General features: G+C 51.0%; 9 protein-coding genes. 3 read left to right on the top strand and 6 right to left on the bottom strand.

Annotated features, from left to right (window positions below):
* Window positions 1–266: 266 nt before the first annotated feature.
* Window positions 267–1,031: a helix-turn-helix domain-containing protein gene (locus MKX63_RS20865; RefSeq protein WP_341019750.1), complete on the bottom strand. Its 765-nt coding sequence runs from the start codon at window positions 1,029–1,031 to the stop codon at window positions 267–269.
* 256 nt (window positions 1,032–1,287) lie between these two features.
* Here MKX63_RS20865 and MKX63_RS20860 point away from each other — a divergent pair, with 256 nt between their 5' ends.
* The gene (locus tag MKX63_RS20860) at window positions 1,288–2,520 is read left to right on the top strand and encodes an AGE family epimerase/isomerase (RefSeq protein WP_341019748.1); all 1,233 of its coding nucleotides are present in this window, start codon (window positions 1,288–1,290) and stop codon (window positions 2,518–2,520) included.
* Window positions 2,517–3,692 (top strand): glycoside hydrolase family 130 protein, encoded by a 1,176-nt coding sequence (locus tag MKX63_RS20855; protein ID WP_341019747.1) that lies wholly within the window; start codon window positions 2,517–2,519, stop codon window positions 3,690–3,692. Before MKX63_RS20860 ends, MKX63_RS20855 begins: the two co-directional genes overlap by 4 nt.
* A 118-nt stretch (window positions 3,693–3,810) precedes the next feature.
* Here the strand turns inward: MKX63_RS20855 and MKX63_RS20850 are convergent, their stop codons facing one another.
* From MKX63_RS20850 to MKX63_RS20840, 3 genes are read right to left on the bottom strand one after another with little or no spacing between them, the layout of a single operon-like run.
* The gene (locus MKX63_RS20850) at window positions 3,811–4,872 is read right to left on the bottom strand and encodes a LacI family DNA-binding transcriptional regulator (RefSeq protein ID WP_341019745.1); all 1,062 of its coding nucleotides are present in this window, start codon (window positions 4,870–4,872) and stop codon (window positions 3,811–3,813) included.
* Between the two features lie 48 nt (window positions 4,873–4,920).
* Window positions 4,921–6,219: an ABC transporter substrate-binding protein gene (locus MKX63_RS20845; RefSeq protein WP_341023166.1), complete on the bottom strand. Its 1,299-nt coding sequence runs from the start codon at window positions 6,217–6,219 to the stop codon at window positions 4,921–4,923.
* 21 nt (window positions 6,220–6,240) lie between these two features.
* Entirely contained in the window at window positions 6,241–8,127 is a 1,887-nt protein-coding gene (locus tag MKX63_RS20840) for a cache domain-containing sensor histidine kinase (protein ID WP_341019743.1), read from the bottom strand.
* Window positions 8,128–8,321: 194 nt separating this feature from the next.
* Between MKX63_RS20840 and MKX63_RS20835 the strand changes: the two genes are divergently transcribed.
* Window positions 8,322–8,564: a hypothetical protein gene (locus tag MKX63_RS20835; protein ID WP_341019742.1), complete on the top strand. Its 243-nt coding sequence runs from the start codon at window positions 8,322–8,324 to the stop codon at window positions 8,562–8,564.
* A gap of 320 nt (window positions 8,565–8,884) precedes the next feature.
* On the opposite strand, the gene MKX63_RS20830 is transcribed toward MKX63_RS20835, so the two are convergent.
* Window positions 8,885–10,972, bottom strand: a complete 2,088-nt coding sequence (locus MKX63_RS20830; protein WP_341019741.1) for a methyl-accepting chemotaxis protein — start codon at window positions 10,970–10,972, stop codon at window positions 8,885–8,887.
* 457 nt (window positions 10,973–11,429) lie between these two features.
* Complete coding sequence (locus tag MKX63_RS20825; RefSeq protein ID WP_341019740.1) at window positions 11,430–12,752, bottom strand: peptidase U32 family protein; 1,323 nt, start codon at window positions 12,750–12,752, stop codon at window positions 11,430–11,432.
* Between the last annotated feature and the right edge of the window lie 182 nt (window positions 12,753–12,934).

Raw genomic sequence — 12,934 nt, 5'->3', positions numbered from 1 at the left:
TTGTTATTTAAAATATAGTGGCAGCAAAAACAAAATGTCTGCACCATCGCCAAATGTGATGGTTTTTTCGATTACATCCCGCCGACGCAGCACGTCCAGTCCAATTGTGATCGGTTTTTGATTACATTCGGCCGACGCTGCGCGTCCGGTCCACATCGGACAAAAATCTTATTTCCTTAATTAATAAAAAGCACTACCCTGTCACTCCCTGAAGAAGTGAAATGGTAGTGCCAATGGGCTCTTTTCCTGTAAAGTGCAGCGCAAGCTTATGATCTGTACCGGCTTTTATATTCTTTGGGAGTCATACCGCACATTTTCTTGAACAGCTTATTGAAGTACACCGGATCGCTGTAGCCGACTTTGTCAGCAATCTCATAATTCTTCAGGTCCGGGTGATGGAGAAGCATCTTTTTGGCCTCCGCAATGCGGATGCTGATCAAGTAGTCGGTAAGGGTCTGCCCTGTCTTTTGCTTGAACAGCCTGCTGATATAACTTGCATTCATTCCCACGGCCTCAGCCAGCCGCTCAAGCTCGAAATTAAGACCGTAATCCTGTTCAAGAATGCTCCTCATCTGCTCTACAACATAATGCTCCCCGCCTTCGGAAGGCTGATGCGGCACTTCATCGGAGGGAGCAGCCGCAGGCATCTGCCGGGCCGCTTCTACACTTCTAAGCAGATCATATAATTGGACCTTATCAATGGGCTTCAGCAGATAATCAAGTACACCGAAGCGCATGGCCTTACGGGCGTAGTCGAATTCACTGAAGCCGCTCAGCACTGCTATAGGCAGCTGCTTAAGATGTCCTCTCGCCGCTTCAATCAGCTGGAATCCATCCATTCTCGGCATCTTGATATCTGTAATAAGAAGATCAATCTCCTCCAGGCTTAGCTCCTGCAGATGGTTCCAGGCCTCAAGCCCGTTGCCGTACGAGCCGATTACCCGGACCCCCACATCCATTCTGGAAGCGATCTTCTCCAGCCCGCGGCGGATCACTTCCTCATCATCCGCAATCATGATCCGGATTACCACCCTATCGCCCCCGTCGTTTCATCTCTGATGATAGCGCTATCAATACAATTATAGACTCTGCATAACCATTAGAAAATGTGCCTCTATCCACTTTTATAGTCTTCAATTGACTTCATCCAGTTCCCGCTTGAATTCCCGGCCGAAAAGAGTTATAACATGGTTATATATTGTTATCATTATATACTAATATAATAATAACAAATATAAAAATAACTCCAATACCAACGAGCACTATTAAGGAGTGAACAGTACAAATATGAAGAATGCAACTGAAGTATGGCGCACCCGGCTGGAAGCAGAGCTGAAGGACAATATTCTGGGCTTCTGGATGAAGCATACCCTGGATGATACTCATGGCGGCTTTATCGGTGAAATGGACAATCAGCTGCACGTGTTACCCGGTGCGGACAAAGGCCTTGTACTGAATGCACGGATTCTGTGGACATTTGCAAGTGCTTACAGCGTCTACGGAACCGCAGATTATCTGGCTATGGCCGACCGTGCCTATGATTACCTTATTCAGAATTTTACAGATGCCCAGTTCGGCGGCTTCTTCTGGATGGTAGATGAACACGGAGCTGCTTCCCAGCCCAAGAAACAAATCTATGGACTCGCCTTTGTCATCTATGCCTTGGCCGAGTACCATCATGCCACCGGCCGGGACGATGTCCTGCGCCAAGCCACCCAATTGTTCGATTTGATTGAGAAGTACGGTTATGACCCTCTTCACAAAGGGTATATTGAAGCCTTATCGCGGGAGTGGGAGATGACCGATGCTCTAAGTCTCAGCGCGAAGGATATGAATGAGAAAAAATCCATGAATACACATCTGCATGTACTGGAAGGGTACACCGGCTTGTACCGGGTATGGAAGTCAGAGACACTCCGAAGCAAACTCGCTGAGCTGATCGAAACCATGCTGGAGCATATCCTGGATTCGGACGGCAAGCACTTCCATTTGTTCATGGATGAAGAGTGGCAGGTGAAGTCAGAGCATATCTCCTTCGGCCATGACATTGAGGGAAGCTGGCTGCTCTATGAAGCTGCGGAAGTACTTGGGGACGAGGCCCTGCTTGAACGCGTGCGCAAGGTATCCCTGTCGATGGCCGAAGCTGCACTGACTGAGGGGGTAGCGCCGGATGGAGGAATCTGGAATGAGGCAGATCTTAGCGGCTTCATTGACAAAGCCCGCGAATCCAGAGACTGGTGGCCGCAGGCTGAAGCCATGGTCGGATTCTACAATGCATATCAGTTAACCGGAGATTTGCGTTTCCTGAAAGCCGCTGAGAGCTCATGGAGCTTCACAGAGAACTATATTATTGATCACCAGCTGGGCGAATGGCACTGGGGAGTGGATGAATCCCTGCAGCCTCTGGCTCATGCACCGAAGGTCAGCGCCTGGAAATGCCCTTATCACAACAGCCGGGCCTGCTTCGAGATGATTAGACGGCTTGGCGAACCATCAGATATAAAGGAGACTATACAATGAGTACCATTTTTGAACAACGCAAGCAGGCATTGACTGAACGTTATGAAGCCCTGATTGGACGCACCAATGAGAAGCTGCCTTACGGCAACGGTATTTATGACCGCTACAAGTATCCCCTGCTCACTGCGGAGCACGCTCCCCTGATCTGGCGTTACGACTTCAATGAGGAGAGCAACCCGTATTTCGCAGAGAGAATCGGAGTGAACGGCGTATTCAATCCCGGAGCCATTGAACTGAACGGCAAATTCTACATCGTTGCCCGGGTGGAAGGCCATGACCGCAAATCCTTCTTCGCTGTAGCCGAGAGCAGCAGCGGTGTGGACGGCTTCCGCTTCTGGGATCACCCCGTAGTGCTGCCTGAGACCGCAGACCCGGATATCAACGTCTATGACATGCGCCTGGTACAGCATGAGGATGGCTGGATCTACGGCCTGTTCTGCACCGAACGCAAGGACCCGGACGCTCCCCCTGGCGATTTGTCCAGCGCTGTTGCGCAGTGCGGCATTGCCCGTACCAAGGATCTCAAGACCTGGGAGCGTCTCGCCGATCTTAAGACCGGCTCCGCCCAACAGCGTAACGTGGTCCTGCATCCAGAATTCGTTGACGGCAAGTATGCCTTCTATACGCGCCCGCAGGACGGGTTCATCGACGCCGGTTCGGGCGGCGGCATCGGGTGGGGCTTATCGGAACAGATTGAGAACGCTGTTATCACCCGTGAGACGATTATAGACCAGCGCTACTACCATACCATCAAAGAAGTGAAGAACGGCCAAGGCCCGGCTCCGATCAAAACACCGCTCGGCTGGCTGCACATCGCCCATGGCGTCCGGGGTACGGCTGCCGGCCTGCGCTATGTGCTGTATGCCTTCTTGTCTGACCTTGCCGAGCCTAACCGTGTGACTCATGCTCCAGGCGGACATTTCATTGCTCCAGACGGCGAAGAGCGCGTCGGCGATGTATCCAATGTTGTCTTCTGCAACGGCGTCATTGCCCGTGACAACGGCGAGGTCTTTATCTATTATGCCTCCTCCGATACCCGTATCCATGTAGCTGCCACCACTGTAGACCAACTGCTCGATTATGTCATGAATACTCCTGAAGATCCGCTTCGTTCCTATGCTTGCGTACAGCAGCGCATCGCTTTGATCGACCGGAATTTACGGGTGAAATAATGCAAAAGAAGCGGAAACGGTACTGTCCTTTTAGAGGACGGTACCGTTTCTTTTTGAAAGAATTTATATGTTTGGGGTCATCATCGAAGCTAAAGCTTTAAGGGTTTATTTTGTTGCTTCAACCCCGCGGCTTCCCTACAGAGTCCCGGTGGACGATATCTGCGGAGATCAGAATTTTCTCCAGTGGTGCAGCGGGATTCTGGATACGGTTCAGCAGCTTCTCGACAGCAGCACGGCCCATAGCTTCCTTAGGCACATGAACGGTTGTAAGCGGCGTAACCCCCCGCAGGGAATCCTCGATATTGTCAAAGCCTGTGACCGAAAGATCAGCGGGAATACTAAGCCCGGCTTCCCGCAGCAATTCACTGACATCAAGGGCTGTAAAGTCGTTCGCACACACAATGGCCGTAGGCAGGGTATCCGACTCTTTACGGGTGGCTACCCAGCGTCTGAATTCATCGCGGAGCATTTGGTCATCCATTCCCTCCAGCAGCAGTTCATCACCTATGGCCGGGACCTTTAGATGATTCTCCTCCAAGGCGCTGCGGAACCCGATCCAGCGGTCACGGAAGCTGCGGGAGTAACGGATATTGCCGATAAAGTGAAATAGAGTGTGTCCGGTGCCTATCAGATGATTGACGAGCCGGGTCATGGAATCGATGTTATTCGCAAATACAGTATCACATGGAATTAAAGCATCCTCATGATCGATCATGACCAGCGGAAGCAGGGTCCGGTGCACTTCGAGCAGCAGTGAGGTGGAGATTTGCCCTACTCCGATCAGACCAAGCAAACCGTCCGGATTAAGCACATTAGCAAAATTATCAGCCCGGTGCTCTGAAATAATCACCATGCCCAGCCCCTCCTGATCCAGAGCCAGCGCAATGCCATCGACGATTTTGCCCCAATATAGTGAATCTTGAGTCTGAGAACGGATATTGGGCATCAGCACCAGCACGGATTGCTTATTACGGTCTTGCTCTCCTGTCAGCGAACGGCGCTTCGGACTTTGTACATAGGCGTTTTTTTGGGTGAAATATCCCAGCTGAGAAGCAGCTTGAATCACCCGTTCCCGGGTGGTCTCATTAACCCCCTCCTTGCCGGAGAGTGATTTGGATACGACGAACTTGGAAACCCCAAGATGATCGGCTATTTTTTGCATCGTTACTTTTTTGGCCACAACAATACCTCCAGAATTTGATCTTGCTTAGTGTGCAGAGTCCGGTGGTTACGGAGCAGTCTGCTGACTCATACGTGCTTCCTTCCATTTTGCATTCAACTGGTCAAAGGACTTCTGCAGATCCGGTGCGGCGAGCACATCCTGAATATAATCGCCCGACCAGAAGCTCAGCTTCGTCCGGTTCGCCAGATCAATGAACGCATCCGTCTGCACTGTAGCCTCAATCAGCTTTGGATGATAGGAGAGAAACTCACTATATTGCTGTAAAGCGGGTTCATCCGAACCCTTCGCCGGAAGAAACCCCCAATCTTTCGCATACGAAGTTTCTGTGATGAAATACTGAAGCCAAGCCATCGCAAGCTCTTTATGGCGGCTGAATCTGCTAACCCCCATGAACCAGTCGGGATTGAGTGCTGCATAATGGGCCGTACCGTTGTCATAAGGAAAAGGGAAGAAGCCTATATCCTCCGGCGAAGCGCCTGCATCAATAATCTGCCGGATGGTCCAGTTCCCCTGCAAATACATGCCTGCTTCTCCCTTGGCCAGGCTGGATTTGGAAATCTCCCAGCTGTTGGAGAATAACTGCTCCTCGACATAACCCTTGGCCATCATCGTTCTGGCAATCCCCAGAGCCCGTCCCCATTCGTTACCGATCTGCCAGGGACTGTCCTCATGAACCATATCATTCAAATAATCGGGGTTCCCCGTCATATAATTAACCAGGTTATTGCCCCACTCCCGCAGCGGCCAGACAGCCCCGTAATTCATATACAGCGGGATGATGCCCGCCTGCTTCAGCTTGGCACAGGCTGCATAGAATTCATCAAGCGTCTGCGGCACCTGTTCAATTCCCGCCCGCTTAAAAGCCTTCTTGTTGTATACAATTCCACTCGTGGTGTTCCCTGTAGACAGCCCGTAACGCTTGCCGTCAAAGGTGGCAAAGGTTGTGAACCGCTCCTGCGCCGCCAATTCCTCACTCAGCGGCTCGAAGAAAAGCTCCAGCTCCTTTGCAGGCAGATTGACCGGAAGCAACAGGACATCCCCAGTATCCTTGGTGGACAAGCGGACCAGAATATCCGTGGCATAGCTGGACAGCCCCTCAAATTCCACATGGGCTTCAGGATACCGCTTCCTGAATTCCTCGGCATAGCCCTTAAATGTTCCATTCTCAATCAGGTCAATCCGGTTCGTCAGCATCACGATCGTACCGGACAGCTCAGAAGGCGCTTCATCTACGGCCGAGGCTGCCGGGACCGGGGCATGCCCTCCACTGCTCCAGGTGTTACAGCCGCTTGCCAGCACTAGCAGCATCAGCAGCCCAGCATACACCGGAAAGCGTACAATCATCCGTTTCAAGCCCATTCCTCCTCAAGGGGTCTCCCCTTCAATTACGGGAGTATTTCCCGGCAGCGGCAATGACAAGATTACATCTGTACCCCCGCCAGGCTTGCTGAACACCTCAATCCCATAGGCCGGACCGTAATGAAGCTGAAGGCGCTGGTGCACATTTGCCATGCCAATTCCTCCATTGATGCTCCTCTTCGGAGGGGCCCCGTGCCGGAGTCTTTTCCTCAGCTTATCCAGCGTAACCTGATCCATTCCGCAGCCGTCATCACGGATATGGAACAGCAGCCTCTGTTCTGTATACTCACACTTGATGCTCAGATGCATCCGGGACTTGGTATCGTCCAGCCCGTGATACGCAGCATTCTCAATAATCGGCTGAAAAACCAGCTTAATCATGGAGTAGTTGTCAAGCGCCTCGGGAACATCAATCATCAGCTCAAATCTGCCGGGATACCGGCTGCCCAGCAGCTCCACATAGTTGCGTACATACAGCAGCTCCTGCTTCATCGTTGCCCAGCCGGTCAGGTCACTGGTGCTGTAGCGGAGCAGCTTCCCCAAGATGGAGATCATGTCAGCGGCCTCCACATCATCATTAATCTCTGCGGTCATCCGGATCGTTTCAAGCGTATTGTAGATAAAATGCGGATTGATCTGGCTCTGAAGCGCCTGTAGCTCCGCCTCCTTCTTCTGTTCCTCAATCTGGTAAATATCCTGGATCAGTTGACGAATGCGTGCCAGCATACGGTTGAATTGATGCCCCAGAAGACCAATCTCATCACGGCGTTTAATGCGGAAGGTCACATCGAGATCGCCGCCCTGCACTTTTTTCATCAGCTGAATCATTTGGGTCAGCGGCTTGGTCAGGGCAAATGACAGAATAAGAGAGATGATCAGGGCCAGTACAATGATAATTAGGGTAGCGCCTATAGTCGCATTACGGGTCAGCTTCACTCCACGGGTCAATTCATCCACCGGTATGGAAATAATCACCTTCCAGTTCGTCTTGGTTGAGCTTGAATAGATATTAAGCCGGTCTTTGCCGGATACGGTGTCATAAAAGCTCCCTGAGCTCCCTGCCGCAGCCCGGAATAAGGAGGAGCGGGAAATATCCGCAGTCAGCAGCTTCTGCTCACTGTCATAGATGACTTTGCCTGACTGATCCACGAGGATAGATTTCCCCCGGGTCACCTTGTCCAGCTCCGCCACCTGATTCTCCAGATTACTGAAATTAGCCTCCACCGCGATCAGGCCGGCTGGCTTCCACAGCCCGTCCAGAATGGGACGCACCACCGTAAAGGCATATCGGGTACTCTGCAAATTGCTTGTATATGCCTGTGTTCCCAGAAGGATCGCTTCCCCGCCGGAGCCCTTTACCTGCCCGCTCCAGAACCTGTAGCTCTGCTGCAGATCCAGCCGGACGCCCCCATCCTTGGCAGAATAATAGCCATTCCCGTAGGCATCAAAAATATAGACCGAATTGGTCCCCCGCTTAATATTGTTAATAAATGAAATATTCTCTTCGATGCCCCGCTGAATAGACAGCAGGAGATCCAAATCGCCGGGAGCCACCTGAGCCGTGTCCTGCTTGCCTTCCATCATCTGCTTTTGCTCATAATAGCGGTTCGAGCGGATGAGGTTCTGCTTAATTTCATTGACGTAGGCAGGCATTGAGGACATCCGTTTCATATCTTCTATGTAATCATCGATGGAATCCATCATTTGATCAATCAGCTTTTCGGAATAGGCGATCGTGTTCGCCTGGATGGATTCCGAATAGCTCTTGAAGCTGATCACACTGATGAAAGACAGCGGGAGCGTAATAATGACCAGAAAGACCAGGAAAAGCTTGCGCTCCATCGACATATCCACGATATAAGACCACCAGTTGTAATTGCGTGCTGCTCTCATTCGGCCTTCTCCCTGGTTCAAATTACATAACTAATCCAGCAAACAACAATAACAAAACCCTAACAAAACTATTATACGCATTCGCTTGAGGATGTACAAGGAAGGATAGTTTGGTGGCTTCCTTGAATTAAAAAGGTAATATAAAAATAGCCGTATTCGCTAATGGTTCGGCTTCTCTGGAAAGTAGGAAGGGTATGAAACTTAAGGGAACTTTAACTGAAAAAGCATATAGAGAAGAATTAAAAACCTCAAAATTTCATTTGTTCAATGATATATCCAGGCGTAGGTTCTTAAACATTATTAGAGAAACATTTCCGGCTATGAAAACAGCACACGTTTTATCTTGGACACCTGACCAGGGTGAGGATATAATCAGCTTCCTTGTGGATACTCATTCAGTTATTAAGATTGAACTGGATCGTTATGATAACTTGTAAGGAGCAGTATTGTTGCATTATTTGCAGGATTCCTTAAATAATAGTACTGGCTAAGCTCCAATTGTTGCATTATTTGCACAAATTCCGACGTTTTGAGCAAGTTAGCGTAGGATTTGTTGCAATTCGTGCAGGATTTTAGCATAGACCGCTTCTACGGGGCAGCATTGTTGCAATTCGTGCAGGATTCCTTAAAAAATGGTACTGGCTGTGAAACATGGGGCATATCCCTCGGCGCAGCATTCCTATACATCAACTAAAAAGGGCATCACGCAGCCGAATGCGGCTTGCGTGACGCCCTGAAATCAGAACAGCTCTAAATATTATTTGATCGTAAACAGCGACAGCTTGCTTTCCAGTTGGGTAGAAGCCCCTTGCAGCTTGTTCGACAAGGCTACGAGATGGTCACTGACATTCTGCTGCTCACTGCTGAGGGAGGCAACCTCTTCTGAGGTTGCCGAGGATTGCTGCGCCACCGCACTTACATTCCCCATAGCATCGGAAAGCACACCCTGTGAATGGTTCAGACTGTCGATGGCTCCTGTTACAGACTCCAGACTTGTAATAAAGTCCTCCATTTGACCCTTAACGGACACGAAGATTTCACTGGTACTCTTCACGGATACCATCTGCTCCTTGAACAGCGGAGCCACCTCAGACAGGACAGCAACCGTCTCATCCATCTCAGCTACGATCTTATCTGTAATTCCGGCGACCAGAGCAATGGATTGCTTGGATTGGTCGGCAAGCTCCCGGACCTCCCCTGCGACTACCATGAAGCCACGGCCGGCTTCGCCTGCTCTCGCTGCTTCAATCGTTGCATTCAGAGACAAAATGTTCGTCTGCTGGGTAATATTCTTCATCACATCCAGCACCTTGATTACGGAATATACCGTTTCCTTGAGATTATTGACTCTATCCACCAGAGCAGAGGTCATTTCACCTGTACGTCCGGTCTGATCCAGCAGCGATTCCAGCTGTACAGCACCCTGTCCGCTGGCTTCCCCAACTGCACGCGCTGCCTGATCCATCTCAGAGTTAGCTGCAATGACACTCTGCATCTGCGTTGCGATCAAGTCTGTCAGCTCATTGCCGCGCTCGGCTTCCTGGGCCAGACTTCCGGCACCGCCGGCAATCTCTTCCGTGGCCGCAGCGATTTCCTTGGCGGAGATCGCCGTCTTGCGCGAGGCATCCCCCAGCTCACCCGCAGTCTCAAGGACTTCGCGGGCTGTATCTGTAGTCTGGGCCACCAGCTCAGTAATCTTGCCCATCATCATATTGAAGGAGGCCGACAGCTGGCCGATCTCATCCTTAGAGACATACTGGGTACGGACACTCAGGTTGCCTTCGGCTCCCTCCAGCATCAGGTCCTTCAAGCGTGCCAGCGGCTTGGCGATCAACTGAACCATCCAGAAGCCGACAATCATAGCAAGCACGGCTGCCGCTCCCGCAGCAAGGAACGTGGTAAACAGAATCGGCGTAGCAGCTTGAACCAGTTGTCCGGTAGGAACTACACCGGCAAGCTTCCAGTCTGCCTTCTGCATCGGGTTGTATACAGCAAGAATATTCTTGCCGTTCTCATCCTTCGCTTCCGTGCTGTCATTGTTCACCTTGCTGTCCTTGATGAAATTCAGTACGGTGGCTTTGCCGTCCACTTCGGGCTGCGAGGATGCCACTACGATTCCATCCGGGGCAACCAGTTGAATCCGCGAGCCATCCCCAAGCTGCACACTCTTGAAGGCTTCTTCCAGGAGGGTGCTCTTAAGCTCCAGCATGACTACATAAGAGGCATTGGAGCCCAGATTCTTAAGTGTTCTAACCATGGCCAGGTTCTTGCCGCCGCTGCCTTCAACGGCGGTAGGGAACCAGTAGTTCTGGGCGGATTTGGCTTCTGACGTATAATAAGGCTCATAAGAGCTTGAATTCTTGACCACGGTCTTGTACCATTCCTGAGCTCTCACATCATCACCCGCGAGACCGGTGCTTCCGCTGGAAACGATCCCCATCTCAGGGTCCTCCGGAATGAGCGATATGGCGACGATATTAGCATCTGTCGTAGTCTGGCTGGACAGCTTCTTGCTGATCGCATCGGTAGCCACGAACTTATCATAACTGCTCTTCGCCGAAGACAGCTCTGTCAGATTCGCCTGCATCTGTGTATCAAAATATAACTGAAGCGCGAGACTCTCATACTGCTTCAAGGTAATATCCAGCTTCTCTGAGGTCTGAATAATCGTCTGCCGGTTGGCTTCGGACACATTCTCTTTAATTGTATTCTTCGCTTTGTTGTAAGACAGAAGTCCTAAGAACAGGACCACTACCACGATAGAGGATAAGAAGATCAGGAACAGCTTCACCCCAACGGATTTGGTCGGGTTCACCCTCTTCACCTGGCGTAGCGAGCCGTTCAATACTGTCCTGTAATTTCTCTTCTCTGCCGTGTTGCTAGTTGTCTGTGAAGCTTCTGTCTTCTGGGCCTTAGCCTTTTGTGTGCTCTTTGGCTTTTTACTGTTTTTCGCCACTTTTATCCTACTCTCCTTCGGTTTATCTGTCTTGTTGTCCGGATTGGGAGCTCCCATAACCATCACCTGCCTATCGCCTAGATTGGAAGATATATGTAAGCGTTACCTGCCCTTTATATCGGCACAAAGTCTCATTTTTCTTAGCATTATTTGCAAATTGCTTCAATACTCATATTTTTTTGTCGAATTGCATAAGCCATTTGGCACAAAATAACCCCACAAAATGGAGCTTCAGCGTAGGTGCTTACTCAGGTACTTTGCGGGGGCCCCAAAACATCTCCTTTTTTAGCACGCAAAAAAAAGAAATGCCCTTATGTAAACGGGCATCCCTTAGTTTGTAAAGCCACTATTTCCGCTTGCGCATCATATCGAAATAAGCAACAGGCTGATCTACCTTCATCCGCACACGCTGAAGCGGGTGACGGGCCACATCCAGCGGATTGCCGGCCTCATCCCACAGCTCTCCGACGGTCTGTTTGAAGAAGGTGTCATCCGGGCCGAAGAACTCCACTTCCTGTCCCGGCTTGAAGTTGTTGCGCTGCTGAACGAGCGCCATCCCGCTCTCTGCATCATACTCCAGCACCAGTCCCGCGAAATCATACGGGGCTGCCTTCTCTTCGGGTTCATAGATGTGGTCCTCATGGTCCGGTGTGTCGTAGAAGAAGCCGGTATTCAGCGGACGGTTAGCCGCCTTCTGCAGCTCCTCCAGCCATTCGGGCTTCAGCACATACCCTTCCGGGTCGGCCATGTAAGCATCTATGGCTTTGCGGTAGGCATTCACTACGGTGGCCACATAGTGAATCGATTTCATCCGGCCCTCAATCTTGAAGCTGTCAATTCCGGCTTCGATCAGGTCGGGAATACTCTCCAGCATACAGAGATCCTTCGAGCCCATAGTGAACGGATTATCCTCGGGCTGATGCAGCGGCAGCTGGGTGATTCCGGGCTGCAAGGCCTGCGGTGCCTCGGCTTGTTCCTCTTCAGATACCCAGTTCCCTTCGGGACGGGCATCTTCGAACAGATCATACTTCCAGCGGCAGGATTGGCAGCAGCCTCCGCGGTTGGAGTCACGGTCGGTGAAGTGGTTGGATAACACACAACGTCCGGAGTACGAAGAGCACATAGCACCATGGATGAAGCTCTCGATCTCAATATCCACATGCTGCTTGATCTCGGCGATCTCCTCCAGGCTAGTCTCCCGGCCCAATACTACGCGCGGCAGACCCTCCTCCTTCCAATAAGACACTGCCTGCCAGTTGAGCGTGGACTGCTGGGTGCTTAAATGCACCTCAAGACCTGGCACCAGGCGCAGGGCAGTATCGACAATCACCGGATCGGCTACGATAATCGCTGCAATTCCGGCCTCATATAAATTACGCAGGTATTCTTCAATCCCCGCGATATCTTCATTGTGAGCATAGATATTGGTGGCTACGAATACTTTGGCACCATATTTCTTGGCAAATTCCACACCCTCGCGCATTTCCTCGAAGGTGAAGTTATCTGCGCCTGAGCGCAGACCGTATTTCTGGCCTCCGATATAGACGGCATCCGCGCCATAATGCACGGCGAATTTCAATTTTTCTAAGTTTCCTGCCGGAGCCAGGAGCTCCGGTCTGTCCAGACGGTAACGCTTGCCCTTGAACTGGGGCTTGGTTATGGTTCCCATTCCTGTTCTCCTTTCTGTGTCTCATCTTCTGCAAGAGTTTAAAGCTGACATCGGGTGGTACACGCTGCTGCGGTGAATTTGGACTTTCGGCCGCTGTTGTCTCCAGATGTTTAGAATTAGTCCGCTTAGCGGATAACATCCGGAGACAAAGGCGGACGCTTCGCTCCTGCAGTTCCAAATTC

The sequence above is a fragment of the Paenibacillus sp. FSL R7-0179 genome (genome assembly GCF_038002265.1).
In the GTDB taxonomy this organism is placed as follows: Bacteria; Bacillota; Bacilli; order Paenibacillales; family Paenibacillaceae; genus Paenibacillus_AQ.
This window is presented reverse-complemented; position numbering and strand designations above follow the sequence as displayed.

What these genes read in the sequence shown, in the direction of transcription:
- MKX63_RS20825 (WP_341019740.1), bottom strand. Translation starts at nt 12,752, where the DNA reads ATGGGAACCATAACCAAGCCCCAGTTCAAGGGCAAGCGTTACCGTCTG.
- MKX63_RS20840 (WP_341019743.1), bottom strand. Translation starts at nt 8,127, where the DNA reads ATGAGAGCAGCACGCAATTACAACTGGTGGTCTTATATCGTGGATATG.
- MKX63_RS20860 (WP_341019748.1), top strand. Translation starts at nt 1,288, where the DNA reads ATGAAGAATGCAACTGAAGTATGGCGCACCCGGCTGGAAGCAGAGCTG.
- MKX63_RS20835 (WP_341019742.1), top strand. Translation starts at nt 8,322, where the DNA reads ATGAAACTTAAGGGAACTTTAACTGAAAAAGCATATAGAGAAGAATTA.
- MKX63_RS20845 (WP_341023166.1), bottom strand. Translation starts at nt 6,219, where the DNA reads ATGATTGTACGCTTTCCGGTGTATGCTGGGCTGCTGATGCTGCTAGTG.
- MKX63_RS20855 (WP_341019747.1), top strand. Translation starts at nt 2,517, where the DNA reads ATGAGTACCATTTTTGAACAACGCAAGCAGGCATTGACTGAACGTTAT.